At 62.1% G+C, this 22,687-nt stretch carries 27 protein-coding genes; 8 read left to right on the top strand and 19 right to left on the bottom strand.

Going from position 1 to position 22,687, the window contains the following annotated elements; translation table 11 throughout:
• Window positions 1-2: 2 nt before the first annotated feature.
• The gene (locus AC1D11_RS06225; protein ID WP_477648502.1) at window positions 3-821 is read left to right on the top strand and encodes a DUF429 domain-containing protein; all 819 of its coding nucleotides are present in this window, start codon (window positions 3-5) and stop codon (window positions 819-821) included.
• 183 nt (window positions 822-1,004) lie between these two features.
• Window positions 1,005-1,532 carry a thermonuclease family protein gene (locus AC1D11_RS06220; RefSeq protein ID WP_477648501.1) on the top strand — a complete coding sequence of 176 codons (528 nt, stop codon included), beginning with the start codon at window positions 1,005-1,007 and terminating at the stop codon, window positions 1,530-1,532.
• Between the two features lie 164 nt (window positions 1,533-1,696).
• Here the strand turns inward: AC1D11_RS06220 and AC1D11_RS06215 are convergent, their stop codons facing one another.
• The 7 genes from AC1D11_RS06215 to AC1D11_RS06185 form a co-directional block, all read right to left on the bottom strand.
• The gene (locus AC1D11_RS06215) at window positions 1,697-2,011 is read right to left on the bottom strand and encodes a BON domain-containing protein (protein WP_477648500.1); all 315 of its coding nucleotides are present in this window, start codon (window positions 2,009-2,011) and stop codon (window positions 1,697-1,699) included.
• A 92-nt stretch (window positions 2,012-2,103) separates the two neighbouring features.
• On the bottom strand, window positions 2,104-2,655 hold the full coding sequence (locus tag AC1D11_RS06210) for a ferritin-like domain-containing protein (protein ID WP_477648499.1): 552 nt from the start codon (window positions 2,653-2,655) through the stop codon (window positions 2,104-2,106).
• Window positions 2,652-3,104: a hypothetical protein gene (locus AC1D11_RS06205; RefSeq protein WP_477648498.1), complete on the bottom strand. Its 453-nt coding sequence runs from the start codon at window positions 3,102-3,104 to the stop codon at window positions 2,652-2,654. Before AC1D11_RS06205 ends, AC1D11_RS06210 begins: the two co-directional genes overlap by 4 nt.
• A gap of 24 nt (window positions 3,105-3,128) precedes the next feature.
• On the bottom strand, window positions 3,129-3,494 hold the full coding sequence (locus AC1D11_RS06200) for a hypothetical protein (RefSeq protein WP_477648497.1): 366 nt from the start codon (window positions 3,492-3,494) through the stop codon (window positions 3,129-3,131).
• Between the two features lie 59 nt (window positions 3,495-3,553).
• On the bottom strand, window positions 3,554-3,937 hold the full coding sequence (locus AC1D11_RS06195) for a glycine zipper domain-containing protein (RefSeq protein WP_477648496.1): 384 nt from the start codon (window positions 3,935-3,937) through the stop codon (window positions 3,554-3,556).
• A gap of 97 nt (window positions 3,938-4,034) precedes the next feature.
• On the bottom strand, window positions 4,035-4,199 hold the full coding sequence (locus tag AC1D11_RS06190) for a DUF1328 domain-containing protein (RefSeq protein ID WP_457279639.1): 165 nt from the start codon (window positions 4,197-4,199) through the stop codon (window positions 4,035-4,037).
• 255 nt (window positions 4,200-4,454) lie between these two features.
• Window positions 4,455-5,795: a sensor histidine kinase gene (locus AC1D11_RS06185; protein ID WP_477648495.1), complete on the bottom strand. Its 1,341-nt coding sequence runs from the start codon at window positions 5,793-5,795 to the stop codon at window positions 4,455-4,457.
• Between the two features lie 130 nt (window positions 5,796-5,925).
• On the opposite strand from AC1D11_RS06185, the gene AC1D11_RS06180 reads away from it, so the two are divergent.
• Complete coding sequence (locus AC1D11_RS06180; RefSeq protein ID WP_007867910.1) at window positions 5,926-6,558, top strand: response regulator; 633 nt, start codon at window positions 5,926-5,928, stop codon at window positions 6,556-6,558.
• Window positions 6,559-6,560: 2 nt separating this feature from the next.
• On the opposite strand, the gene AC1D11_RS06175 is transcribed toward AC1D11_RS06180, so the two are convergent.
• Complete coding sequence (locus AC1D11_RS06175) at window positions 6,561-6,941, bottom strand: response regulator (RefSeq protein ID WP_477648494.1); 381 nt, start codon at window positions 6,939-6,941, stop codon at window positions 6,561-6,563.
• Window positions 6,942-7,298: 357 nt separating this feature from the next.
• On the opposite strand from AC1D11_RS06175, the gene AC1D11_RS06170 reads away from it, so the two are divergent.
• Complete coding sequence (locus AC1D11_RS06170; protein WP_477648493.1) at window positions 7,299-9,311, top strand: AsmA family protein; 2,013 nt, start codon at window positions 7,299-7,301, stop codon at window positions 9,309-9,311.
• A 31-nt stretch (window positions 9,312-9,342) separates the two neighbouring features.
• On the opposite strand, the gene AC1D11_RS06165 is transcribed toward AC1D11_RS06170, so the two are convergent.
• The 3 genes from AC1D11_RS06165 to gpmA all read right to left on the bottom strand — a co-directional run bounded on the left by AC1D11_RS06165 (window position 9,343) and on the right by gpmA (window position 12,578).
• Window positions 9,343-10,107, bottom strand: a complete 765-nt coding sequence (locus AC1D11_RS06165) for a HesA/MoeB/ThiF family protein (protein ID WP_477648492.1) — start codon at window positions 10,105-10,107, stop codon at window positions 9,343-9,345.
• A gap of 90 nt (window positions 10,108-10,197) precedes the next feature.
• The gene (locus AC1D11_RS06160; protein WP_457279634.1) at window positions 10,198-11,637 is read right to left on the bottom strand and encodes a S41 family peptidase; all 1,440 of its coding nucleotides are present in this window, start codon (window positions 11,635-11,637) and stop codon (window positions 10,198-10,200) included.
• A gap of 197 nt (window positions 11,638-11,834) precedes the next feature.
• Window positions 11,835-12,578 (bottom strand): 2,3-diphosphoglycerate-dependent phosphoglycerate mutase, encoded by a 744-nt coding sequence (gene gpmA, locus AC1D11_RS06155; protein WP_477648490.1) that lies wholly within the window; start codon window positions 12,576-12,578, stop codon window positions 11,835-11,837.
• A gap of 125 nt (window positions 12,579-12,703) precedes the next feature.
• Between gpmA and AC1D11_RS06150 the strand changes: the two genes are divergently transcribed.
• The 4 genes from AC1D11_RS06150 to AC1D11_RS06135 all read left to right on the top strand — a co-directional run bounded on the left by AC1D11_RS06150 (window position 12,704) and on the right by AC1D11_RS06135 (window position 15,245).
• On the top strand, window positions 12,704-13,114 hold the full coding sequence (locus AC1D11_RS06150; RefSeq protein WP_477648489.1) for a rhodanese-like domain-containing protein: 411 nt from the start codon (window positions 12,704-12,706) through the stop codon (window positions 13,112-13,114).
• A 146-nt stretch (window positions 13,115-13,260) separates the two neighbouring features.
• A complete protein-coding gene (gene grxC, locus AC1D11_RS06145; RefSeq protein ID WP_477648488.1) occupies window positions 13,261-13,524 on the top strand; it encodes a glutaredoxin 3 in 264 nt (87 codons plus the stop codon).
• Between the two features lie 192 nt (window positions 13,525-13,716).
• Entirely contained in the window at window positions 13,717-14,181 is a 465-nt protein-coding gene (secB, locus tag AC1D11_RS06140; RefSeq protein WP_477648487.1) for a protein-export chaperone SecB, read from the top strand.
• 47 nt (window positions 14,182-14,228) lie between these two features.
• A complete protein-coding gene (locus AC1D11_RS06135) occupies window positions 14,229-15,245 on the top strand; it encodes an NAD(P)H-dependent glycerol-3-phosphate dehydrogenase (protein ID WP_477648486.1) in 1,017 nt (338 codons plus the stop codon).
• Between the two features lie 120 nt (window positions 15,246-15,365).
• On the opposite strand, the gene AC1D11_RS06130 is transcribed toward AC1D11_RS06135, so the two are convergent.
• The 8 genes from AC1D11_RS06130 to AC1D11_RS06095 form a co-directional block, all read right to left on the bottom strand.
• Window positions 15,366-15,695 carry a cupin domain-containing protein gene (locus tag AC1D11_RS06130; RefSeq protein WP_477648485.1) on the bottom strand — a complete coding sequence of 110 codons (330 nt, stop codon included), beginning with the start codon at window positions 15,693-15,695 and terminating at the stop codon, window positions 15,366-15,368.
• 94 nt (window positions 15,696-15,789) lie between these two features.
• Complete coding sequence (locus tag AC1D11_RS06125) at window positions 15,790-16,254, bottom strand: N-acetyltransferase family protein (protein ID WP_477648484.1); 465 nt, start codon at window positions 16,252-16,254, stop codon at window positions 15,790-15,792.
• 178 nt (window positions 16,255-16,432) lie between these two features.
• Entirely contained in the window at window positions 16,433-17,281 is an 849-nt protein-coding gene (gene panC / locus AC1D11_RS06120; RefSeq protein ID WP_477648483.1) for a pantoate--beta-alanine ligase, read from the bottom strand.
• A gap of 26 nt (window positions 17,282-17,307) precedes the next feature.
• A complete protein-coding gene (gene panB, locus AC1D11_RS06115) occupies window positions 17,308-18,210 on the bottom strand; it encodes a 3-methyl-2-oxobutanoate hydroxymethyltransferase (protein ID WP_477648482.1) in 903 nt (300 codons plus the stop codon).
• Between the two features lie 88 nt (window positions 18,211-18,298).
• The gene (bioB, locus tag AC1D11_RS06110) at window positions 18,299-19,321 is read right to left on the bottom strand and encodes a biotin synthase BioB (protein ID WP_477648481.1); all 1,023 of its coding nucleotides are present in this window, start codon (window positions 19,319-19,321) and stop codon (window positions 18,299-18,301) included.
• 64 nt (window positions 19,322-19,385) lie between these two features.
• A complete protein-coding gene (gene bioF, locus AC1D11_RS06105) occupies window positions 19,386-20,594 on the bottom strand; it encodes an 8-amino-7-oxononanoate synthase (protein WP_477648480.1) in 1,209 nt (402 codons plus the stop codon).
• Entirely contained in the window at window positions 20,591-21,283 is a 693-nt protein-coding gene (gene bioD, locus AC1D11_RS06100) for a dethiobiotin synthase (protein WP_477648479.1), read from the bottom strand. The genes bioF and bioD overlap by 4 nt, the downstream gene beginning before the upstream one ends.
• Entirely contained in the window at window positions 21,276-22,610 is a 1,335-nt protein-coding gene (locus AC1D11_RS06095; RefSeq protein WP_477648478.1) for an adenosylmethionine--8-amino-7-oxononanoate transaminase, read from the bottom strand. The genes bioD and AC1D11_RS06095 overlap by 8 nt, the downstream gene beginning before the upstream one ends.
• Window positions 22,611-22,687 lie beyond the last annotated feature (77 nt).

Below are 22,687 nucleotides of genomic sequence, written 5' to 3'. Positions count from 1 at the left end.
CGATGACGGTGCCCTTGCTGCTCGGCTGCGATTTCTCCAGCAGCCCGACCCGAAAAAAACCCATTGTTTTAGCCCTCGGGTCTATGTTTCATGGGCGCTGCGTGCTATCAAAAATAGAGCGGTTGGAGTCCCTGGCGGCGTTCGGGCACTGGCTGCAACAGCCCCAGCCCTGGCTGGGCGCGTTTGATTTTCCATTTGGCCTGCCGCGTGAACTGGTGGCGCATCTGGGTTGGCCGCTGCAGTGGGAAGCCTGCATGCACCACTATGCGGCCTTGAGCCGCGAAGACATCCGGAGCACCTTTGCCGCCTTCTGCGACGCGCGGCCAGTGGGCGGCAAGTTCGCCCATCGTGCCGCCGACGGCCCGGCCGGCTCCAGCCCCTCGATGAAATGGGTCAACCCACCTGTGGCCTACATGCTGCACGCCGGTGTGCCGCGTTTGCTCGCGGCGGGCGTGCACCTGCCCGGCCTGCATGACGGCGACACCCAACGTGTGGCGCTCGAGGGTTACCCAGGCCTGCTCGCGCGCGAGGTGCTGGGCAGCCGCTCTTACAAAAGCGACGACAAAGCCAGGCAGACGCCCGACCGGCTGATTGCACGCAAAGACCTGATCACCGCGCTGGAGAACGGCCAAACGCGTCTGGGGCTGCGCCTGAAGGTCAGCCACGCGCAGCGCGACCTGCTGGCCGACGACGCCAGCGGCGACAGCCTCGATGCCGTGCTGTGCCTGATGCAGGCGGCCTGGGCGGCACAGCAGGGTGCGCCCCGCTACGGCTTGCCGGTGGAAATGGATGCGCTGGAAGGGTGGATCGTTACAGCGTGATCAGGGCGGGAGTGAGGCTGTTTATTTGTACAGTATATTCAGGGCTTCTCTGCTCCTCTTTAATGCGCGCTGGCGATGACAGCAGAAAAAACGAAGCAGACGATCTTCAATGTTTATCAAGATTTCTGCCTCCAGGTCAATATTGGCGGGCGCAAGCAGCTATTAATTTAGTAGCAAATTAACGTGACGAAAAATTCCGCAGTCAAGTCCGTGGGCGTGTTCTTTCTGGTGGCGCTCATGCATGGGGGTGTGTCGGCGCGCACGGCCTCGCCCCCCATGGTGGCATGGCCCGGAATCGTCACCTATGTGGTTGATGGCGATACCGTCCGGGTGCGCCCGGTGGCAGGGGGCAAGCCGGTCAGCATTCGTATCCAGGGTATTGACGCGCCGGAAATCTGCCAGCCGGGCGGGGCCCTCGCGCGCGATGCGCTGATGCGCCGGCTTCTGGGCAAGCGTGTGGCGGTGCATGGCCAATACCACGACGACTACGGCCGCCTCCTGGCCAGGGTGGTGTTCAGCGGAGAAGATGCCGGCAAATGGATGGTCGCAAACGGTATGGCCTGGTCCTACCGCAGCCGCGGCAATGCAGGTCCCTATGCCCAGGCGGAAAAGCGTGCCCAGGCCGCAAGGCTGGGGCTGTTTGCATCGACAAAGGGCGCGCCGCCTGTGTATCCGGCGCTGTTCCGCAAGCAGCATGGAAGCTGCCACTGAAAGACCCGGGGCCTGGGGCCTGCAGGAAGACTGCTGCAGGCTCCAGGCGCCGCAGTGGCCGCATCGCCGCCTGGTCACAACGAAAAAAAGCAGGCACAGATTATCTGTAGCCTGCTTTTTTTTAGCCACCTGCGCGGTGGCCCGGCTTGTTCAGCCGCTTACGCTCAAGGACGAACGACGATGTCGTTACGCACACCCTTGACGTTCTTCACATTGCGGGCAATGTTTTCGGCCTGGGCTTTTTCAGCGCTGGACTTGGCAAAACCGGACAGCTGAACGGTGCCATTGAGCGTTTCCACCTTGATGGAGGACGCGGCAACGGTTTTGTCCTCGACGAACTTGGCCTTGACTGACGTGGTGATGGCAGCATCATCAACATAAGCGCCAGCAGTTTCCTGACCACGCCCAACGGCGCAGCCGCTGCCGATGATGGTGATGCCTGCCAGTGCGGCGAATGCAATTGCGCGAGCGTATTTCATATTGTTTTCCTCTAAGTTGATTTAATCGTCTGGTGCATGGTTAAAAAGGCCTGTCGACTGGCGGCACCACGCCGGCCGACCTGCGGTAATCGTTATTTCTCCAGCCAGTCCTTGAGCTCGTCGGCATGCTCTTCCTCATCGGCAAGAACATCTTCGAGCAGGCGGCGTGTCGTGGGGTCCTTGTCGCCGATCAGCGCAATCATCTGGCGATAGGTTTCGACCGCGATGCGTTCGGCGATCAGGTTGACCCGCACCATGGTTTTGAGGTCGTTCGATTCGTCGTAATCCGCATGGCTGCGCTGCAACAGAGTGGCCGGCGAAAAGTCCGGCTCGCCTCCCAGCTGCACAATGCGCCGGGCAATGCGGTCCGCATGTCCGGATTCTTCATTCGCGTGGACCAGGAATTCGTCGGCGATGGGCGGTGACGACACACCGCTGGCCGTGAAGTAGTGCCGCTTGTAGCGCAATACGCAAACCAGTTCTGTTGCCAGTGCGTCATTCAGCAGCTTGACGATCGCGTCGCGGTGCGGCCCGTAGGCCGGCGTGATTGCGCCGTCATTGAGGCTGTTGCGGGCCGCGTTCAGCCCTGTTTCGTCAAGCGCCAGCTCCTCTGGAGCGGTGCGGGAAAGCGTGGAGGTGTTCATCGTGTGTAGGGTGTTTTTTCAGGCTTGTGCGGCGCGCCAGACAACATGGACAGCAAGGTGCCCGGGAGTTCGGACGTCTTGAGGGCGGCCAGCAGCAAGCCGCCAAGAGATACCAGTCGCCAGGGCCGCAGCACCACCGCTGCGGCGCCTGCCGCAGCTGCAATACCCAATAGCTGCAACGGCTTTTCTTCGGCGTACCTGTCAATCATCGGGCGGGCAATGTCAACTGCAACGCTCACGGGGTGATGCCGCCACCAGCTCCCCAAAGCATGTTTGAGAACGCCCCAGGTTCCACGGTCGAGAAAGTGCGCCGGATCATCCTCCGGGCCGGCCTCTGGATTGCCCGGGTTTTCCTCATGGTCCAGTTTTTCCCGGCTCATGTGCCGAACAATGGCCTTGCGGCTACTGGCCAGTCTTTCCTGTGGCGTTGGGGCGGTGAGGGTAGACATTGTGGTTTCTGCCGGCTCGCGGGCTCAGGCGGCCATGCGCAATGCACGTGCGTCGCTGTCGATCTGGGCTTTCAATTCGGGAAAGCGTTCATTCGCGAAAGGTTTTCTGGCCCGCAGTGCCGCCCCGATGGCGATGGCCAGCGCAATGCCCGGAACCACCACCAGTGCCCAATGAAACTGGTTTTGAAGCGCCCCCAGCATGACGGCAGTTCCTGCGAGCCCCAAAAATACGGCAGCCGCCAGCACCGCAATCACCCACGCCACAGCCCGTGCAACCAGCTCGGCACCCGCATCGGAAGCCTCTTCATGAAAGAGCGCCGCGTAAGCAGATACATGGTCCATGACGAGGTCAGGCCGCTGCACGATGGTGGAAAACAGAGGGTGAAGCATTGGGTGGGCGAATCTGCGTGCGGGGGGGTGTACCGGGAAAGGGGGCGGGAGCCTGGCGATCAGTAACGGTTTTGGTTGCGATGGCGTGCAGACGACACCAGCAGCGCAATGCCGGCGCCGACGGCGGCGGCAATCAGCACCGAACGCAGGGGTTGTTCGGCAACATAACGGGTGGTTGCACCTGCGGCATTGGACAGCGACTGCTGTGCGCGATGCTTGGCTTCAGATGCCATCTCAAGGCTCTGACGGGCAAGGTGCTGGGCCTTGGACGCCAGCATGTCCACGACGGGATCCACACTGCCGCGCAGTTCGCGCACTTTGGTTTCTGCCTTGTCAAATGCCTCGTTGGCATAGCTGCGGGTGGAGTCAACAGCTTTTTCTGCGTTCTGCAGCAACTCATCCGAGCTTTGGCGGGCGGTCTTGGTGGCGGTTTGGGTGTTCATGTCAGGTCCTTGGTGAGTTGAGTGAATGACGATGGAGATGCGAGGAGAGAGTGCCGCTCGCCCGGAAAAAGCGTTCGGCGCTCCCGGAGGGACGGAATCAATTCTTTCGGAGCAAGCTGATGACAAAGCTCACGATGGCCATGACGGCGAAGATGAAGAAGAGGATCTTGGCGATCTCGACGGCACCTGCGGCGATGCCACCAAAACCGAACACGGCAGCGATCAGCGCGATGATCAGGAAAACGACGGAGTAGTGCAGCATCTCGGGCTCCTTGCTTGGCTAAAAGGGGGTGGTGCTTCTTTTGAAACGCCTTCAGCAAGGTTAATGAGTGCCTTCGATTTCCTTCATCGGCTGCCAGCGTGTGCCCCTGTCAGTTCGAGCGGCCATGCCCTGTAGGAGGTGGCCGACATTTTGTTACGCCAGCAACGCGTCGCATGCCTCGAAAAACTGATGGGTGTTGAGCCCTTTGGTGGGCAGTGCATGACAGCAGGCGGCTTGCCTGCGCTCAGAGACGGGTCACAGTGTTTTGGGCAGCACTGCTGAGATGCGTGTGCCGTCGCCTTCGGTACTGGATACCGTCAGCCGTCCGCCTGCGGCTTCGACGCGATGGCGCATGCCGGCAAGGCCATGGCTTCCCGGGCCCACGCTTTCAAGCTTGAAGCCTTTGCCGTTGTCTTTGACTTCCACCGTGATGTAGCTGTCGAAGTTGTGAAGGCTGATCTCGGCTTGCCGGGCTTCTGCGTATTTGCCGATGTTGGTCAGTGACTCCTGCACCAGCCGGTAGATGGTCAGCTGGGCCGAGCCGCCGAGTTCGACAGGCTCCAGATCGGTGGTGATGGAAAGTCCGGAGCGTTCTTCAAACTCGCGTGCGAGGATCTCGAGAGAGGCGACCAGCCCCAGGTGCGACAGCGAGGACGGCCGCAGGTCTTCCACAATGCGGCGTTTCAGCGCAATGCCGCTGTTAAGCGTGTTGGTCAGGTGCGTCAGCCGTTCAGCCGCTTCCGGCAGATTGCCTGCCAGGCGGGATTTCAATCGGGCCACATCCAGTTTCGCGGCAGTCAGAAGCGCGCCCAATTCGTCATGCAGTTCACGCGCCAGGTGACCCCGTTCGTCTTCGCGCACGTTTTGCAGGTGGGTGGCGAGCTCGGCCAGGTTGGCGGTTCTTTCACGTACCTGTATTTCGAGGAAGTCGCGCTCGCGTTGCAGGGATTCCTGCTCGCGCCGGCCGGAAGCGAGCAGCGCCTTGGTTTGAAGGAGGTACATGTAAAAAGCCAGCAGGCCCGCCAAAGCCATGGCCGCAATGCCGATGCGGGAGAGCTCCAGCGCTTTCTTGATCTGAACCTGCCCCTGCTCCATTTTGCTGACGCTGTTGGAAGCCAGTTTCGCCGACTGCGCGCGAATCGCCTCCATGTGCTCCTTCCCGACATCCGTGGTCAGGACAAATTTCCAGGCGTCCTCGTTGCCTTCCTTGCGCATGCGCACGCTCAGGTCCATTTCGGCCAGCTTGCGCGAAACATGCCTGGACATGACGCCGAACTCTGAAAGTTGCTCCTGATAGGGGGTGAACAACCGGCGCAAGGCATCCAGGTTCTGGTCGATATCGGCCAGGGCGGAGTTGTAGGGCTCGAGATATCGAACATCGCCGGTCAGGAGGTAGCCGCGCTGCCCGGTTTCCGCATCCAGCATGTGCTGCATCAACCGGTTGATGGCGCCGCGGGTTTGCTGGGCCTCTTCAATACTGGCCGCCGCCTCCGTGGATTTCTGGAAGCTTGCCTCGTTTATGAAGATAAGAATGGCGGCAGCCAGCACCGCCAGGGGCAGGCTGATGGCCATTTTTGGGATCGCAAATCGTTTCACGGCAAACTCCGTTCAGTAATTCGGTGAGAATTTCGTCAATAATGAACACTGAAAATCAATGCGGATGTCCTGCAGGCCATCTTTTTCATTGCGTTGCCCGCTTGCGCAGACCTTATAGAAAGACAGCGACATGATCAAAATTGGAATTGTGGACGACCATGCCATTGTGCGTTCTGGACTCAAACAGTTTTTTTCCGACCAGGTAGACCTGCGCGTCGTGGGGGAGGCCGGCAGTGGCCGTGAGGCAATTGATCTGGTGCGTAACGTTGAGCTGGATATTCTGGTCATGGATTTGTCCATGCCCGGGCAAAGCGGCATCGATGCGCTGGCCATGATTCGCGCCAAGGCGCCTGATGTCGGCATCCTCATTTTGAGCGGGTATCCTGAAGAGCACTATGCGGTCAACCTGATTCGCCAGGGCGCCAGCGGCTATCTGAACAAGGAATGCGATCCATCCGAGATTGTGGATGCGATCCGCGTGATTTCTCTTGGCAAACGCTACATTACCCCGGCGGTGGCAGAGCTCCTTGCGCAGCAGCTGAACCGGCCCAACGACGTGGCCTCCCACGAACAATTGTCCGAGCGGGAGTTCCAGGTTTTTCTCAAGCTGGCCAAGGGCGAAACCGCAGGCGATATTGCCAAGGCGCTTTCGCTGAGCGTGAAAACCGTGAGCACCTACAGGACGCGTGTCATGGAGAAAATGAGCCTGTCGTCCAACAGCGACCTGACCTACTACGCGCTCAAGAACAAGCTGATCGATTGAGTTCAATCTGAAATGGTGCTCTGCTGGATGCAATAGTCCACCAGGGCATCGATTTCGTTGGACTTGTCAAAAACGGCATCAACACCCAGCTGGGCACATCTCTGGCGGATGTCTGCAGTGGCGTAATTGCTGAGGACGACGACTTTTTGCGTGGAGGGGCGATCGCGGCAGGCAGCCAGCACACCCAAACCGCTTCCCTGTTTCAGAAACAGGTCAACAATCGCCAAATCCCAATCGCCGCTGTTCTCGACAAGCCAGGCCTTGCCTTCGTTTTCAGTTTCGGCGGTGCCTACCGCGTTAATGCCTGCCAATTCCTCAAGCGTCCCGATCAGATTCTCTCGAATGGTGGGATTGTCTTCTACGATGTACGTTTTCAGTCTCACTGCTCGGGTCCAGGTGGGAAGGCTACGTGCTTCTCGGAAATATTACAAAAGGCTCAAGAACGCGGTGTCCTTGTTTCCTAATGTATCTTTTTATTGTGGCCCATTCTGCCAGTGACCATGGGCAGTGCCTGTAGGAGGTTTCCTACGACCCGCTCGAAAGAACTGTAGGCACATGCCCACAGCGTCTCATGGCGCTTGCCGACTGCCCTCTGGAGTGAGCTGTCGCACATTTGAATGTGATTCTCTGTAGTTCAGCGCGCTTCGCTTGCTTGCATGGTGATGGACATTGCCGGTAGCCGCGCATTGTTGGCCATTACAGACTGCCTTTGCAATGGTTTGAACGATTCCTCCCCCAGCATGAACAACATCTTGTCCCCATCGCCTCTTCTGCGTAGAACACTCATCGGCATTGCCGTATTGGTGGCGGTTCTGGTGCTGGTTGCGGTGTTTTTTCCGTGGGACATGCTTCGTGGCCCGATCAATCGTCATGTATCCGAGCAACTCGGGAGGCGCTTTGAAATTACCCGGCACCTGTCGGTCCAGCTCGGACGTACTGCGACAGTCAAGGCCGACGGGGTAGAAATCGCCAATCCCGAATGGGCCAGCAAACCCTATCTGGTGACGGCAACCGCCGCAGAATTTGATATCCGGTTGTGGCCGCTTCTCTTTGGCCGGGTAGAGTTGCCCCGCATTGTGCTGACCGAGCCGCAGATAGGGCTTCAAATAGAGCCCGATGGCCGCCGGACCTGGGCCTTGTCGCGGGATACGTCCGACGAAGGATCCGTTCCACGAATCGACGCGCTGGTCATTGACCGCGGCACGGTTGACTACCAGGCAGCAGCGCAAGGCGCCAATATCCATGTTCAGTTCTCACTGGCACAAGAAGCAAATGAGCAGTTGCCCCTGAGCTACAAGGCGGCCGGCAAGTGGAAAAACGAGTCCTTCAATGCGACTGGCCGCACCGGCGGCGTACTCCAGCTGAGCAAAGACCTCGAAGCGCCGTTCCCGGTAGAAGTGAACGCTGTAGCCGGCAAGACCAGCCTCAAGGCCAAAGGCTCGGTATCCAATCTCGCAGAACTGGCCGGCATAGACGCGACCTTCGACCTGCAGGGACGCAACCTGGAAGAACTCTACAAGCTGGTGGGCGTTGTGCTGCCTTCAACACCACCCTACAAAGTCCGGGGCAAACTGGCCAGGCATGGCAAGGTATGGGCCGCCACCCAGATGCAGGGCGTTCTGGGGGGGTCGGATATCAATGGGGCGCTCAGTTTTGACCAGTCTGCTGCCGTGCCGCTTCTGACCGGCAAGGTCCAGTCCAGGTTGCTTGATTTTGCCGACCTTGCGCCCGTGATCGGCCTGGCTCCATCAGGGAAGGCCGCACCCGCCAGTGCCGACACACCCGTCGCCAGGACTGACAGCAATTCGGTGGCGGCGCCGGGCAGAAAAACCGTGCCCGCTGCACGCAAGGTTCTGCCTGTCGCAGTGCTTGATGTAACGCGGTTGCAGGCGATGAACGCCGACGTGATTTATTCTGCGGCTGATATACGGCATGTGAAAGTGTTGCCGCTTGACAAGGGCAGCGTTCATGTCCAGCTGAAAGCCGGTGTTTTGCAACTCGAACCGATCTCGCTGGGCATTGCAGGCGGTACGGTGGCAGGGAGTATCCGCATCGACTCCAACCCTGTGCCCGCGGTTTTCACGACGCGGCTGGACCTGCGGGCCGTGCAGCTCAACCAGCTCTTTCCTGCCGTTGAAACGACCAGGAGCAGCCTGGGCAAGGTCAGCGGCCAGCTGGACCTGAAAGGGCGTGGAAATTCACTGGCACAAATGCTGGGAACCGCATCCGGCGACGTCGCCGTGTTGATGGGCAAGGGTGAGATCAGCAATATCCTGCTTGAGTTCATGGGCCTGGACGGCGGAGAGGTGATCAAGTTCCTGGTTCGTGGTGACCGCAATGTGCAGTTGCGCTGCGCTGCTGCGGCTTTTGAAGTGAACAAAGGCCTGATGACGACCAAAACGATTGTGCTGGATACGACAGATACGGTCATCAACGGTCGCGGCACGGTTAGCCTTGCCGATGAGACATTGGACCTTGTTCTGGATCCCGCGCCCAAAGACCGCAGCATACTGAGCTTGCGGTCTCCCCTGAAGATTGGCGGTACCTTCGCCTCCCCATCGGCTGGCCCTGACAAGGGAGCCCTCGCGGGACGTGCAGCCGTTGCTATCGGACTGGGGGTGATCAATCCCTTGCTGGCATTGGCCGCTACCATTGAAACCGGACCGGGCCAGGACGAAAACTGTGCAGCGATTCTTGCGAAGGCCGCAGCCTCTTCTGCCGGTTCCCGGATGCCGGCATCGGCCACCAGATAAGGTTTCCCCGCGGCCTTTCGGCCGGATTCTTTCAGGAAATTTTTTTGGCCCCGCCGCCGCAGACTGCGCATGCCGCATGGGGCGCAATTTTCATTTCACTCCATTCCATGTGTTTGCCGTCCAGCATCAACAGCCGCCCGGTCAACGACCCGCTGATGCCGCAGATCAGCTTCAGGGCTTCGGCAGCCTGCGTGCTGCCTATGATGCCGACCATCGGCGCGAAAACACCCATCGTCGCGCAAAGGGCTTCCTCCAGCTGGTCTGATTCGGGAAACACGCAGGCATAGCACGGTGAATCCTCGCGTCGCGAATCGTAGACGGCGATCTGGCCGTCAAAGCGGATGGCTGCACCCGATACCAATGGCTTGCGGTGTTTGACGCAAGCCCGGTTGATGGCATGGCGCGTGGAGAAGTTGTCTGTGCAGTCCAGCACAACATCGGCATCCTGGACCAGCTGATCGAGCAGCGCGCCCTCCGCGCGCCGGGTAACCGGGGTGACCACGACGTCGGGGTTGATGGCCGCGATGGACTGGGCAACGGATTCTGCCTTGAACGTCCCGATGCGAGACAGGTTGTGGGCGATTTGCCGTTGCAGGTTGGTGGCATCCACCCGGTCATGGTCAGCGATGGTGATGCGGCCGACACCGGCGCTGCCCAGATAAAGCGCGACGGGCGAGCCCAGCCCGCCCGCACCGACGATCAGCACATGCGACTGGAGGATTTTTTCCTGGCCTTCGATGCCGATCTCGTCGAGCAGGATGTGCCGCGAGTAACGAAGCAGCTGTTCGTCGTTCATGAGGGGAAACCGTTCAGGCTGCAGGACGGGCTGGCCCGGAAGGGGCGGGCGGATCCGGCGCAAGCCGGCTCTGCTCCGCGCATCGGCCTACTAGTTGTCTTTTTTCTCGTTTTTCGGTTCGACCACGGCTGTCTTGCTGACCAGCACGGGACGTCCCTTGAGCTTGTTGATCGCCTGAGCCAGCTGGAAGTCCTTGTCGCTGCCCAGTTCAGGCGGGCGACGTTGCTCAGGTGTCTTTTTGGCTTCTTCTTCGAGGCGCTTCAGGGCCTCTTCGCGAGCCTTTTCGCGGCCGGCGTCTTTCACTTCAGCGCCCTGGCCGCTGTTGAGGTGTTTCTCAAGGTCGGCTTCACGGGTGCGCAATGCGGCAAAAGGACTGCCTTCAGCGGTTTCATCGACCATGACGTCAGGCACGATGCCGCGCGCCTGGATGGATTTCCCGCTGGGCGTGAAGTAACGCGCGGTGGTGAGCTTCAGGCCGGTATCCGGCCCCAGGGGGCGGACGGTTTGCACCGATCCCTTGCCGAAAGTCTGGTTGCCCATGATGGTGGCACGCTTGTGGTCCTGCAAAGCACCCGCGACGATTTCGCTGGCAGATGCCGAGCCTTCATTGACCAGCACCACCAGCGGTACGTTCTTGAGGGCAGCCGGCAGGCGCTTGAGCGGGTCGGCGCCGTTGCGTCGCTGGTAAAACTCGGGCGCTGCCTTGTAGGTGAATTTGCTTTCAGCCAGCTGGCCGTTGGTGGACACCACGGTGACGTTTTCAGGCAGGAAAGCTGACGAGACGGCGACTGCCGCATCCAGCAGGCCGCCCGGGTCATTGCGCAGATCCAGCACCAGGCCCTTGAGGTTGGGCTCCTGCTTGTAAATCTGCTCAAGCTTGGTCACGAAGTCGTCGACCGTGCGTTCCTGGAACTGGCTCAGGCGAATCCAGGCATAGCCGGGCTCCACCACTTTGCTGCGGACCGATTGCGTGCGGATTTCTTCGCGCGTGATGGTGACCGGGAAGGTGCGGTTTTCGTCCTTGCGGAAGATCGTCAGCAGCACCTTGGTCTTGGGTTCGCCGCGCATTTTCTTGACCGCGTCGTTGAGGCTCAGGCCCTTGACCGCCGTGTCATCGATGCGTGTGATCAGGTCGTTCGGCTTGAGGCCGGCACGGTCCGCAGGGGAGCCTTCGATGGGAGACACCACCTTGACAAGGCCGTCTTCCTGGCTGATTTCGATGCCGACACCGACAAAACGGCCCGTGGTGCCTTCCCGGAATTCCTTGAACGACTTCTTGTCGAAGTAAACCGAGTGCGGATCAAGACTGGCCACCATGCCGGAAATGGCGTCGGTGATGAGTTTTTTCTCGTCTACCGGTTCGACATAGTCCGTCTTGACCATGCCAAAAACGGCGGCGAGCTGCTGCAGTTCTTCCAGGGGAAGAGGTGCCAGACCGGCACGGGCCACGGCTTGCAGCTGCACGGTGGTGAGGGCTCCGGCCACGGCACCAATTGAAATCCAGCCTGCTATCTTGAGCTTCTGACCCATAGAAAATACCTTCGTAAACCTGTTGAAGAGCCCCTGCTCCCCCTATGTGAAGCAATATACACCTTGGAGAAAGGCCGGTCGCCACAGTTCCGCCATTCATGCTACCCGGCGCCGCAAAAGAGCCAAAACAGCCAGTTTTTACAGGACTTTTACAAGAATGGCTCCCGCAGGGCTGACGGGAGCCATTGAATTGCCCCTCAAGCCTTGCCTTGCGCACCCACGGCCGCTGCTGCCTTGGCCGCGGCCTCACCGTCACCGAGGTAGTAATGGCGCAAGGGCCGCAGTTCGGCGTCCAGCTCATAGACCAGCGGGATGCCGTTGGGAATGTTGAGTCCCACGATGTCGCTGTCGGAGATGTTGTCCAGGTACTTCACCAGGGCGCGGATGGAATTACCGTGGGCGGCCACCACAATGCGTTTGCCTGCCTTGATGGCCGGCGCCATGGACTCATTCCAGAACGGCAGGACGCGGTCCACCGTGTCCTTGAGGCATTCGGTCAGCGGCACCTGGCCGGGCTGCAGCTTCGCGTAGCGCGGGTCGTTCCGTTCGCTGCGCTCGTCGGAGGCATCAAGCGCCGGGGGCGGCGTGTCATAGCTGCGGCGCCAGATCAGCACCTGCTCGTCGCCGAACTTTTTCGCTGTTTCGGCCTTGTTCAGTCCCTGCAGGTCGCCGTAATGCCGCTCGTTGAGACGCCAGCTGTGCACCACGGGCAGCCAGGTGCGGTCCATTTCGTCCAGCGTGTGCCAGAGCGTGCGGGTCGCGCGCTTGAGCACGCTGGTATAGGCCACGTCAAAGTCATAACCTTCGCTTTTGAGCAGTTTGCCGGCGTTTTTGGCCTGTTCGATGCCGGTTTCGGTAAGGTCAACGTCGGCCCAGCCGGTGAAGCGGTTTTCAAGGTTCCAGGTCGATTCGCCGTGGCGGATGAGCACGAGTTTGTACATGGTCGGGATGGTGGATTAGGGATGTAAAGGAAGGGGAACAGGGGCAATGGACGGGGCCGCGAGGGCGGTTTTGCCCCTCCATTCTAAAATCACGGGTTAGGTGAAAAATATACAAAGGGTACAACGTGAAATTTCTGATCGATAACTGGATGCTGATTTCGATAGCGGTCGCCTCGGGCGGCATGCTGGTTTGGCCCATGATTTCCGGCGCCATGAACGCCGGCGCGCTCACGGCCAGCGGCGCCGTACAGCTGATCAACCGCGAAAAAGCGGTGGTGGTGGACGTCAGCGAGGCCGAAGAATTCGCTGCCGGCCATGTCACGGGCGCCAAAAACGTGCCCTTCAGCGAGCTGGAAGGAAAACTCCCCGCCACCGTCAAAAACAAGGCCTTGCCCTTGATTCTGGTGTGCGCCACGGGCGCGCGCGCCGGCCGCGCTGTTGCGGTTGCCAAAAAGCTCGGTTACGAGCAGGCCCAATCGCTGGGCGGCGGGCTCAAAGCGTGGAAAGAAGCTAACCTGCCACTTGAGAAGGCCTGATCAGATCGGTTCTGACCAGTTTCCTGATCCGGTTTTTGGCAGGCATGAAAGCTGCAATGCCATGGCGACCGGGCGTTGACCCGGCTTTCACCCTGGCTATCCATTTTTTCCTGCGCTGCGCGTAGACCAGCCCCTCCGGAGGAACCATGCAAACCGTCAAAATTTACACCACGGGTACCTGCCCTTATTGCATCCAGGCCAAGCAGATATTGAAGCAGCGCGGCGTCACCGAGCTTGACGAAATCCGTGTGGACATGGTGCCTGGTGAACGCCAGAAAATGATGGACATCACCGGCCGGCGCACCGTGCCGCAGATTTTTATCGGCGATACCCATGTCGGTGGCTGCGACGACCTGATGGCTCTCGATGGCCGCGGCGGCTTGATGCCCCTACTGAATACCCCCGCCTGAATTTCAGGGGGATCTTCCCTGCCAGCATGAGCCGCGGAACCGGCTTCGCCGGGCCGCAGGCGGGCGGCCCCCTCGGGGGGCGGGGAGCTAAACGAGGTGAGCGACCGTGGGGGCTCCCTATAATCCGCTGGTCACCGGCTAGCCGGCGCATCGAATCCTCTATCCAACCTTCCCCGTACCCGAAAGAGCACCATGGCTGAAGCCAATCTTGACCCCGTATTCCAGATCCAGCGCGTTTACCTCAAGGACGTGTCGCTGGAGCAGCCCAATTCGCCCGAAATCCTGCTGAGCCCGGAGCAGCCAGCGGTGGACATCCAGCTGGGCGTGGGCGCTACCCCTGTGGCAGACGGCCTTTTTGAGGTTTCCGTGACGGCCACCGTGCAGACGAAAATCGGCGACAAAACCGTGTTTCTGGTGGAAGCCAAGCAGGCCGGCATCTTTGAAATCCGCAATGTGCCCGATGACCAGATGGGCGCCATCCTGGGCATTGCCTGCCCGCAAATCGTCTACCCCTACTTGCGCGGCAATGTAGCCGACGTGATCCAGCGCGGCGGCTTCCCGCCTGTGCACATGGCTGAAATCAACTTCCAGGCCATGTACGAACAGCAGCAGTCCCAGGCCGCTGCCGAATCGGCTGCGCCCCAGATCATCGTTTGACGGCTTGCCGGGGTTTCCCCGGTGGCTGCCTTCCTGCCCATCCACGCATGAAAATTCTGGTCATCGGTGCCGGCGCCTGGGGCACGGCTGTGGCCGTGAGCAGCGCCGCCAGGCACGATGTCACGCTGTGGGCGCGCGATGCTGCGCTGGCCAAAGACTTGCAGGCCAGCCGCACCAATGCCCGCTACCTGCCGGGCGTGTCCCTGCCTGCCGGCCTGCGGCTGCAGGGCGGCGATGTGCCCCTGGCAGAGGCGATTCAAGGGCAGGACCTCATCATCCTGGCAACGCCCGTCTCAGCGGCGCGCAGCATGCTGCAGTCCCTGCAGCACGCCAGTGTTCCGGTGGCCTGGCTGAGCAAAGGGTTTGAGGCGCCTCTTGCCTCTGCCCCTCCTTCAGCATCATTTGGCCTGATGGTCCATGAAATACGGGCGCAGGCTGCTATCAATTTAAGAGCGGGTGTGCTCAGCGGGCCCAGCTTTGCCCTCGAAGTCGCTCGCGGCCAGCCGACCGCGCTGGTGGCCGCCAGCGAGCACCCCGAAGTGCGCGAAGCGCTGGTGTCCGCCTTTCACAGCGCCACCCTGCGCGTTTACGCCAATGACGATGTCGTGGGGGTGGAGGTAGGCGGCGCCGTCAAGAATGTGCTGGCCATCGCCACGGGGCTTTGTGACGGGTTGCAGCTGGGGCTGAACGCCCGCGCTGCGCTGATTACCCGCGGCCTGGCCGAAATGACCCGGTTGGGCGTGGCGCTGGGCGCGCGGGCCGAAACCTTCACAGGCCTTTCCGGTCTGGGCGATCTGGTATTGACGGCCACCGGCGACCTGAGCCGCAACCGCAAGGTGGGCCTGTTGCTGGCCGAGGGCAAGACGCTGGCGCAGGCCGTGGATTCGCTGGGGCATGTGGCCGAGGGCGTGTATTGCGCCCGCACCGTGGTGCAGCGCGCTGCCGGTTTGGGCATCGAGATGCCAATTGCACAAAGCGTGGTGGCCTTGCTGGACGGCAAGCTCAGGCCGGCCGAAGCCGTGGCGGCACTGATGGGCCGTGGCCCGACTGCCGAACTGGCCTGACACACGGTTGATTTTTCCCGGTTGTCATTTTTTTTGCTATTGAATTAATAGCTGCTCGCGCACGTCCCTATTTGGGCTAATGCCCTAAAGCATCATTAATCCACGAAGCAGGAGCCGACCCTACTTTCGCAAATGCAGCGTCACCAGCAGCGATGCATCATGCACGGCAGTCAGGCCGTGTTCCACGCCGCCCGCCAGCCACAGCAGCTGGCCTGCCTTCATGCGCTGGGTTTGCCCCTCTGCCGTGAAGGCCACTTCACCCTCCAGGCATTGCACGGTGATTTCGCCCTTGACCCGGTGCGAGGGCACCAGCTTGCCGGCCGGCACGATGAGGCGCATGACTTCCAGCTCATCGCTTTTGAACAGCGCGACGGTCCGGGCCTCCAGGAGCTTGCCTGCCAGCGGCTGGACGTCGATGAGTTGCCCGGAGGCGGCGTGGGGAATGGCCATGGTGAAACTCCTGCAAAGGTGGCGGCATGTGCCTGAACCACCTGAAAGCGTTATACCCCAAGGCCCGCACGGGCTGAAGCTGTGCTCGCGGCGGCTAAACCACCTTGTTGTACGCCAGGAAGATGTCGTCGCGAACCCAACCCAGGGACTCATACAGCGCCTGCGCGGTGTGGTTGGTCCTGGCGGTGGTCAGGTCCAGCCGCGCAAAGCCGTGCTGTTTTGCGTGCACGTGGGCGGCCTGCATCAGCGCGCGGCCCGCGCCGCTCTTGCGTGAAGCGGGCGCCACATACAGGTCATACAGCGTGTAGATGGGCTGGGCTATCACCGAGCAGAAGCCGGGATACAGCTGGCAGAAACCGGCGAGCGGGCCGGCACCGGGTGCGCCTTGCGGCTCGGCCACCAGGATGACCGATTCGCGGTTTCGCATCCGGTTGCCGATGAAGTCCAGCGCCAGCGCGGCATCGGCGGGCTGTTCGTAAAACTGGCGGTAGGTGTCAAACAGCGCGGCCACGGCAGGCTGGTCGTCCAAAGTGGCAAGGCGTACAGAAGGGGTGTTCATGTTGAGCTGTTAAAAAAAAGCCAAAAGATCCGCCATCAGGTGGCGAACCGGTTTGTTAAATAAAAATGGCTGCAGCCCAGGCGGTTCGAGCGCAGGCAGCTATCAAAAATGGAGCAACGTGGCGGTCCGCCGGATGGCGTCCGGCGGTGGCCGGGATTGGCCGTGGTTGGGCCCGTGCCTAGATTTCCAGGTTGTCGATCAGCCGGGTGCTGCCGAGCTTGGCAGCGCCCAGCACCACCAGCGGCACATCGGCCAGCGGCCCTTGCGGCGCCAGCAAGTCCGCGCGGCGGCGCACGGTGAGGTAGTCGGGCTTCCAGCCGCGGCGGGCCAGCGCCTGCATGGCCTGGGCTTCCAGAGCTGGCAGGTCGGGCGTGCCGCTGGCGCGCGCGGCTTCGCCCAATGCGCGTATGGCTTTGGACAGTTCCACCGCTTCGGCGCGCTGCGTGGCGTTCAGGTAGCCGTTGCGCGATGACAGCGCCAGGCCGTCTTCGGCGCGCTGGGTTTCACCGGCCAGGATCTCGATCGGCAGCGCGAACTGCTGCACCATGCGGCGCACCACCATCACCTGCTGGTAGTCCTTCTTGCCAAAAGCCGCCACGCCCGTGGGCATGCCGGCAAACACACAGGAAAACAGCTTGAGCACCACGGTGCTCACCCCGATGAAAAAACCGGGCCTGAAGTGGCCTTCAAGGATGTCGCTCAAGTCGGTGGCCGGATGCACCTTGTAGCTTTGCGGCTCGGGGTAAAGGTGTTTTTCCAGCGGGGCAAACAGCACATTGCAACCGGCCGCCTTCAGGCGCTCGGCATCGGCGTCCAGCGTGCGCGGGTAGCTGTCGAAGTCTTCATGCGGCGCGAACTGCAGGCGGTTCACGAAGATGCTGGAGACGCTCACGTCGCCCAGCGGCTTGGCCTGCCTGACGAGGGCGATGTGGCCGTCGTGCAGGTTGCCCATGGTGGGCACGAAGGAAGGGCGTTTAAACGGGCTGAGGGCCTCGCGCAGCTCCGGGATGGTGTGGACGATCTGCATCTTGTCTCCTGAAAGGGGCGGTGGGGCTACCAGGCGTGGGTGGCGTTCACCGGAAAGCTGCCGTCTTTCACGGCGCGCACATAGGCTTCCATGGCGCCGCGCACACTGGCGGTCTTGTTGTCCGGGCCTTCCATGAAGTTGCGTACAAACTTCGGCATCTTGCCCAGGTTCATGCCCAGCATGTCGTGCAGCACCAGCACCTGGCCGGCAGTGCCGTTGCCCGCACCAATGCCGATGGTGGCGCAATGGGTGAGCTCCTGCGTGAGTGTGGCCGACAGGGCTGCGGGCACCATCTCCAGCACCATCATCGCAGCGCCGGCGTCCTGCAATTCGCGCGCGTGGCGCGTCATCGTGGCAGCGGCTTCGTCGCCCTTGCCCTGCACGCGGTAGCCGCCCAGCGCGTGCACGGTTTGCGGTGTCAGCCCCAGGTGGGCGCAGACCGGGATGCCGCGCTCGACCAGGAAGCGCGTCGTCTCGGCCGTCCAGCCGCCGCCTTCGAGCTTGACCATGTGGGCGCCGGCCTGCATCAGCACCGCGGCACTGCGCAGCGCCTGCTCTTTGGACTCGTGGTAACTGCCAAACGGCAAGTCGCCGATCAGCCAGGCCGTGGCCTGCGAACGGCGCAGGCCGTTGGCCACGCATTCGGTGTGGTGGCGCATGGTCTCCAGCGTCACGCCGACGGTGCTGGTCAGGCCCTGGCAGACCATGCCCAGCGAGTCGCCCACCAGGATGCATTCCACGCCCGCCGCATCGGCCACGGCGGCAAACGTCGCGTCATAGGCCGTCAGCATGGTGATTTTTTCGCCGTGCGCCTGCATTTCACGCAGGCGCGGCAGGCTGACCGGCTTGCGCGCAGGCGGTGCGGATGGCGTGGACGACGGTGGCAGGGTGCCGTAAGGCGTAACGGTAGTGTTGGCGGGGGTCGTCATGGGGCAGGTCCGGAATTTAGCGAGAGTCTAACCAGCTTCAGCGTGCTTTTTTGTGTTCGGTTTAGAGAGTCCAGACAAGCCGTGCGTCTTAGCGCGCTTCAGGCGCGGACCGGCTCATGCCCAGGCGCTCAAGCAACTTCACATCGGCCTCGGTGTCGGGGTTGCCGGTGGTCAGCAGCTTGTCGCCGTAAAAGATGGAGTTGGCACCGGCCAGGAAGCACAGCGCCTGCACGCCGTCGCCCATTTGCTGGCGGCCGGCCGACAGGCGCACGCGTGCGGTCGGCATGGTGATGCGGGCTACGGCAATCGTGCGCACGAATTCAAACGGGTCCAGGTCGGCCTGGTTGGCCAGCGGCGTGCCTTCAATTTTCACCAGATTGTTGATGGGCACCGATTCGGGGTAGGGCGTGAGGTTGGCGAGTTCGGCCACGAGGCCGGCGCGCTGGCGTCGCGTTTCGCCCATGCCGACAATGCCGCCGCAGCAGACCTTGACGCCGGCGCTGCGCACGCGCGCCAGCGTGTCCAGCCGGTCCTGGTAGTCGCGCGTGGTGATGATGTCGCCGTAAAAATCAGGCGCGCTGTCGAGGTTGTGGTTGTAGTAGTCCAGGCCCGCGCTTTGCAGTGTTTGCGCGTGGCCGTCTTCCAGCATGCCCAGCGTGGCGCAGGTCTCCAGGCCCAGCGCTTTCACGGTGCGCACCAGCTCGGCGACTTTTTCAATGTCGCGGTCTTTGGGTGAGCGCCACGCGGCGCCCATGCAAAACCGTGTGGCGCCCGCGGCCTGCGCGCGCTGGGCGGCGGCCAGTACTTCGGCTGGCTCCATCAGCTTGCTGGCTTCCACGCCGGTGTCGTAGCGCGCGGCCTGCGGGCAGTAGCCGCAGTCTTCGGCGCAGCCGCCGGTCTTGACCGACAGCAGCGTGGCGAATTCGATGTGCGTGGGGTCGAAGTTTTCGCGGTGCACCGTTTGGGCGCGGTGCATCAATTCCGGAAAAGGCAGGTTGAACAGCGCTTCGATGGCGTCTACGCTCCAGCGCTCGGCGCCGGCCTTTTCAGCTGGCGATGGCTGAGGGCGCGGGCGGTGGAGCGTGATGGTTTGTTCTGCAACGTGGGACATGGTTCTCTTTCCTTTCGGGGACAGGGTTTTTGAGTCTATCTGATGCGTTTTTTAGTAGCCTGCTTCAGCCTGGCAGCGAATGCTTTGCCAGGGCCGTCAGGGCTTCGACCAGCAGGTCGATATCGGCTTCGGTGTGCGCGGCCGACAGCGCAATGCGAAGGCGTGCCGTGCCATCGGGCACGGTGGGCGGGCGAATCGCCGGTACCCAGATGCCGCGTGCGCGCAAGCCCTCCATCACGGCCAGGGCTTCGTCGTTGCGTCCGATCAGCAGCGGCTGGATGGCCGTCTGCGAGGGCGGCAACTGCCAGTGGCTGCCTTTCAGGCCCGCCAGCAAGCCGCTGCGCAAGCGCGCAATGAGTTGCTGCAAATGCGTGCGGCGCCAGTCATCCTGTTCAATCAGTGCGAGGCTGGCACGCAGTGCGCTGGCCAGCAGCGCCGGCGCGGCAGTCGCAAAAATATAACTGCGGGTTTTTTGCAGCAGCCATTCAACCAGGGCCTCGTCGCCCGCCACAAACGCGCCCGCCACGCCTGCCGCCTTGCCCAGCGTGGCCATGTAGAGCACGCGGCGCGAGGCCTTCGCGCCATGCAGCCCGGCTGCAGCCAGGCTGCCGCGCCCTTGCGGGCCCAGCACGCCAAAGCCATGTGCATCGTCCAGCAGCAGCAGGGCGTCATGGCGCTCACACAGCGCCAGCAGGGCGCGAATGTCGGCGCTATCGCCATCCATGCTGAACACCGCATCGCTGATGACCAGCTTGCGCGGTGCGTCGCTTTGCGCGAGCTCTCGCGCCAGCGCGTCCAGGTCGGTGTGTGCGTAGCGGTGGATTTTTGCGCGCGACAGCCTTGCGCCGTCGATCAGGCAGGCGTGATTCAGCGCATCCGAAAAAATCGCGTCACCGGCACCCACCAGCGCCGGCACGATGCCGATGTTGGTGGCGTACCCCGCGTAAAAATACAACGCGCGCGGCAGGCCCACGAAGGCCGCGAGTTCGCGTTCCAGCGCCTCGTTGGCGGCGCTGTGGCCGCTGACCAGTGGCGATGCGCCCGACCCGACACCGTAGGCTTGTGCGCCGGTGCAAGCCGCCTGCACCAGGGCCGGGTGTGTGGCCAGGCCGAGGTAGTCGTTGCTGCAAAAGGCCAGCATGCTTTGCCCGTTAACCGAAAGGCGTGCGCCGCTTTCAGGCATGACCACGCGGCGCTGGCGGCGCAGGTGCGTGCGGTCCAGTTCGGCCACGCGTGCCGGAAATTCGTCGAGCCAGGAGGAGGTGATGTTCATTGCCATTCAGCAGGAAGGTTGATGGTGACCTCGCGTGCGTCAATATTGGGTTGCCAGGGAACAGTGGCCAGCAATGGCGCCTGCAACTGCTTTTGTAGAAAGGCGATGTTGTCCCCCTGTGCCAGCATGTTTGGGTCAATGTGGTTGGCGACCCAGCCGGCCAGCGTGAGGCCGCGCGCGCGGATGGCTTCGGCGGTGAGCAGGGCGTGGTTCAGGCAGCCCAGCCGCAGGCCCACCACCAGTACCACGGGCAGGCCCAACACTTGAGCCAGATCGGCGCCGGTCTCCGTGGGCGAGAGCGGCACATGAAAGCCGCCCGCGCCTTCCACCACCACGGCATCGGCCTGCAGCGCGAGCTGGCGGTGGCAGGCCACCAGGTGGGCAATGTCAATGCGTGCACCAGCGCGGGCGGCTGCGATGTGTGGTGATACCGGGTCGGGCAGCAACACCGGGTTGTCGAGTTCGGGGGGTACGCGGCAACTGGAAGCGGCGCGCAGGGCGAGCACGTCTTCATTGGCATCGACACCGTCAACCAGCACCGTGCCTGCCGCCACCGGCTTCATGCCCACCACACGAAGGTGCCGGCGGGCCAGCGCATGCAACAGTGCAGCGCTGACCAGCGTTTTTCCCACGCCGGTGTCGGTGCCGGTCACGAACAGTGAAACCGTCTTGTGCGCCGCTTCAGCCATGTGCAGCAATTTCTTCGGCCAGGGTGGCGTCAAGCGCGGCCAGCGCGCCGCGCGCCAGGTGATCAATCGCCTCTTCATCCATCACATAGGGCGGCATGGCGTAGACCGTCTGGCCTATCGGGCGCAGCAAGACACCGTTGGCCATGGCGTGCTGCGTGTAGCGGCGTGCGAAGTGTGGCGCCGTCGTGGGCTCGATGTCCCAAGCCCAGATCATGCCCAGCCTGCGTGCGTTCCGTACAGCGGGGTGTTGTGTCAGCGGCGCAAAGGCCTGGTCCAGCGTGTTGGCCAGGACCGCGTTGTCTGCCAGCACATCGGTTTGCCCGAACAGCTCCAGCGTGGCCAGCGCGGCGCGGCAGGCCAGCGGGTTGCCGGTGTAGGAGTGCGAATGCAAAAAGCCGCGCGCTACGTCGTCGTCGTAAAACGCTTTGTAGACGGTATCGGTGGTCAGCACGGCCGACAGCGGCAGCGTGCCGCCTGTGAGGCCTTTCGAGAGACAGATGAAGTCAGGCCGTATGCCTGCCTGCTGATGCGCGAACATGGTGCCGGTGCGACCAAATCCGGTGGCGATTTCATCGGCAATCAAATGCACTTCATAGCGGTCGCACAGCGCGCGCGCTTCGCGCAGATAGGCGGCATCGTGCATGGCCATGCCGGCCGCGCACTGCACCATGGGTTCCAAAATGAGCGCGGCAGTTTGCGCGTGATGCTGCTCAAGCCAGCTTTGCAGGTCTGCGGCTGCGTGACGTGCTACGTCTGCGGCGCTTTCACTGGGCTGTGCACCGCGTGCGTCGGGGCTGGGCACGGTGGCAGCCAGCCGCACCAGCGGCGCATAGGCTTCACGAAAAATGGCAATGTCCGTCACGGCCAGTGCGCCCACGGTTTCACCGTGGTAACCGCCCGCCAGCCCGATGAAGCGGCACTTTTCAGGCTTTCCGGTGTTGCGCCAGTAATGCGCGCTCATCTTCAGGGCGATCTCGGTGGCGCTGGCGCCATCGCTGCCGTAAAAAGCGTGGCCGAGTCCGGTCAATGCGCCCAGCCGCTCAGACAGCTCCACCACGGGCTGGTGCGTGAAACCGGCCAGCATGACGTGATCAAGCCGATCCAGCTGGTCGCGCAGCGCCGCCTTGATGTGCGGGTGGCCGTGGCCGAACAGGTTGACCCACCAGGAACTGATACCGTCCAGGTAACGCCGGCCTTCGAAGTCGTACAGCCAGACCCCTTCGGCCCTGGCGATGGGCACAGGAGGTCGCGACTCGTGCAGCTTCATCTGCGTGCAGGGGTGCCACACATGGCGCAGGCTGCGCTGGATCATTGAGAGGTTGTCCATGAAGGCCCGTGGTGAAGAGTGGAGGGCGAAAGCTCAGGCGTGCGCTGCAAGCCGGGGCTAAAGCACGAGTCGGGCGC

The sequence above is a fragment of the Polaromonas sp. P1_E11 genome, assembly GCF_056405995.1.
The sequence above is the reverse complement of the archived record's forward strand: the minus strand, read 5'-3'. Positions and strand labels throughout refer to the sequence as shown.

Bases quoted from the DNA above. Each gene is read 5' to 3' on its own strand.
- AC1D11_RS06165 (WP_477648492.1), bottom strand. From the start codon at position 10,107: ATGAACGACGAACAGCTGCTTCGTTACTCGCGGCACATCCTGCTCGAC.
- AC1D11_RS06190 (WP_457279639.1), bottom strand. From the start codon at position 4,199: ATGCTGCACTACTCCGTCGTTTTCCTGATCATCGCGCTGATCGCTGCC.
- AC1D11_RS06210 (WP_477648499.1), bottom strand. From the start codon at position 2,655: ATGAACACCTCCACGCTTTCCCGCACCGCTCCAGAGGAGCTGGCGCTT.
- AC1D11_RS06225 (WP_477648502.1), top strand. From the start codon at position 3: ATGACGGTGCCCTTGCTGCTCGGCTGCGATTTCTCCAGCAGCCCGACC.
- panB (WP_477648482.1), bottom strand. From the start codon at position 18,210: ATGACGACCCCCGCCAACACTACCGTTACGCCTTACGGCACCCTGCCA.
- panC (WP_477648483.1), bottom strand. From the start codon at position 17,281: ATGCAGATCGTCCACACCATCCCGGAGCTGCGCGAGGCCCTCAGCCCG.
- grxC (WP_477648488.1), top strand. From the start codon at position 13,261: ATGCAAACCGTCAAAATTTACACCACGGGTACCTGCCCTTATTGCATC.
- AC1D11_RS06160 (WP_457279634.1), bottom strand. From the start codon at position 11,637: ATGGGTCAGAAGCTCAAGATAGCAGGCTGGATTTCAATTGGTGCCGTG.
- AC1D11_RS06170 (WP_477648493.1), top strand. From the start codon at position 7,299: ATGAACAACATCTTGTCCCCATCGCCTCTTCTGCGTAGAACACTCATC.
- AC1D11_RS06195 (WP_477648496.1), bottom strand. From the start codon at position 3,937: ATGAACACCCAAACCGCCACCAAGACCGCCCGCCAAAGCTCGGATGAG.
- bioF (WP_477648480.1), bottom strand. From the start codon at position 20,594: ATGAACATCACCTCCTCCTGGCTCGACGAATTTCCGGCACGCGTGGCC.
- AC1D11_RS06200 (WP_477648497.1), bottom strand. From the start codon at position 3,494: ATGCTTCACCCTCTGTTTTCCACCATCGTGCAGCGGCCTGACCTCGTC.
- AC1D11_RS06095 (WP_477648478.1), bottom strand. From the start codon at position 22,610: ATGGACAACCTCTCAATGATCCAGCGCAGCCTGCGCCATGTGTGGCAC.
- gpmA (WP_477648490.1), bottom strand. From the start codon at position 12,578: ATGTACAAACTCGTGCTCATCCGCCACGGCGAATCGACCTGGAACCTT.
- bioD (WP_477648479.1), bottom strand. From the start codon at position 21,283: ATGGCTGAAGCGGCGCACAAGACGGTTTCACTGTTCGTGACCGGCACC.
- AC1D11_RS06180 (WP_007867910.1), top strand. From the start codon at position 5,926: ATGATCAAAATTGGAATTGTGGACGACCATGCCATTGTGCGTTCTGGA.
- AC1D11_RS06215 (WP_477648500.1), bottom strand. From the start codon at position 2,011: ATGAAATACGCTCGCGCAATTGCATTCGCCGCACTGGCAGGCATCACC.
- AC1D11_RS06135 (WP_477648486.1), top strand. From the start codon at position 14,229: ATGAAAATTCTGGTCATCGGTGCCGGCGCCTGGGGCACGGCTGTGGCC.
- AC1D11_RS06130 (WP_477648485.1), bottom strand. From the start codon at position 15,695: ATGGCCATTCCCCACGCCGCCTCCGGGCAACTCATCGACGTCCAGCCG.
- secB (WP_477648487.1), top strand. From the start codon at position 13,717: ATGGCTGAAGCCAATCTTGACCCCGTATTCCAGATCCAGCGCGTTTAC.
- AC1D11_RS06125 (WP_477648484.1), bottom strand. From the start codon at position 16,254: ATGAACACCCCTTCTGTACGCCTTGCCACTTTGGACGACCAGCCTGCC.
- bioB (WP_477648481.1), bottom strand. From the start codon at position 19,321: ATGTCCCACGTTGCAGAACAAACCATCACGCTCCACCGCCCGCGCCCT.
- AC1D11_RS06205 (WP_477648498.1), bottom strand. From the start codon at position 3,104: ATGTCTACCCTCACCGCCCCAACGCCACAGGAAAGACTGGCCAGTAGC.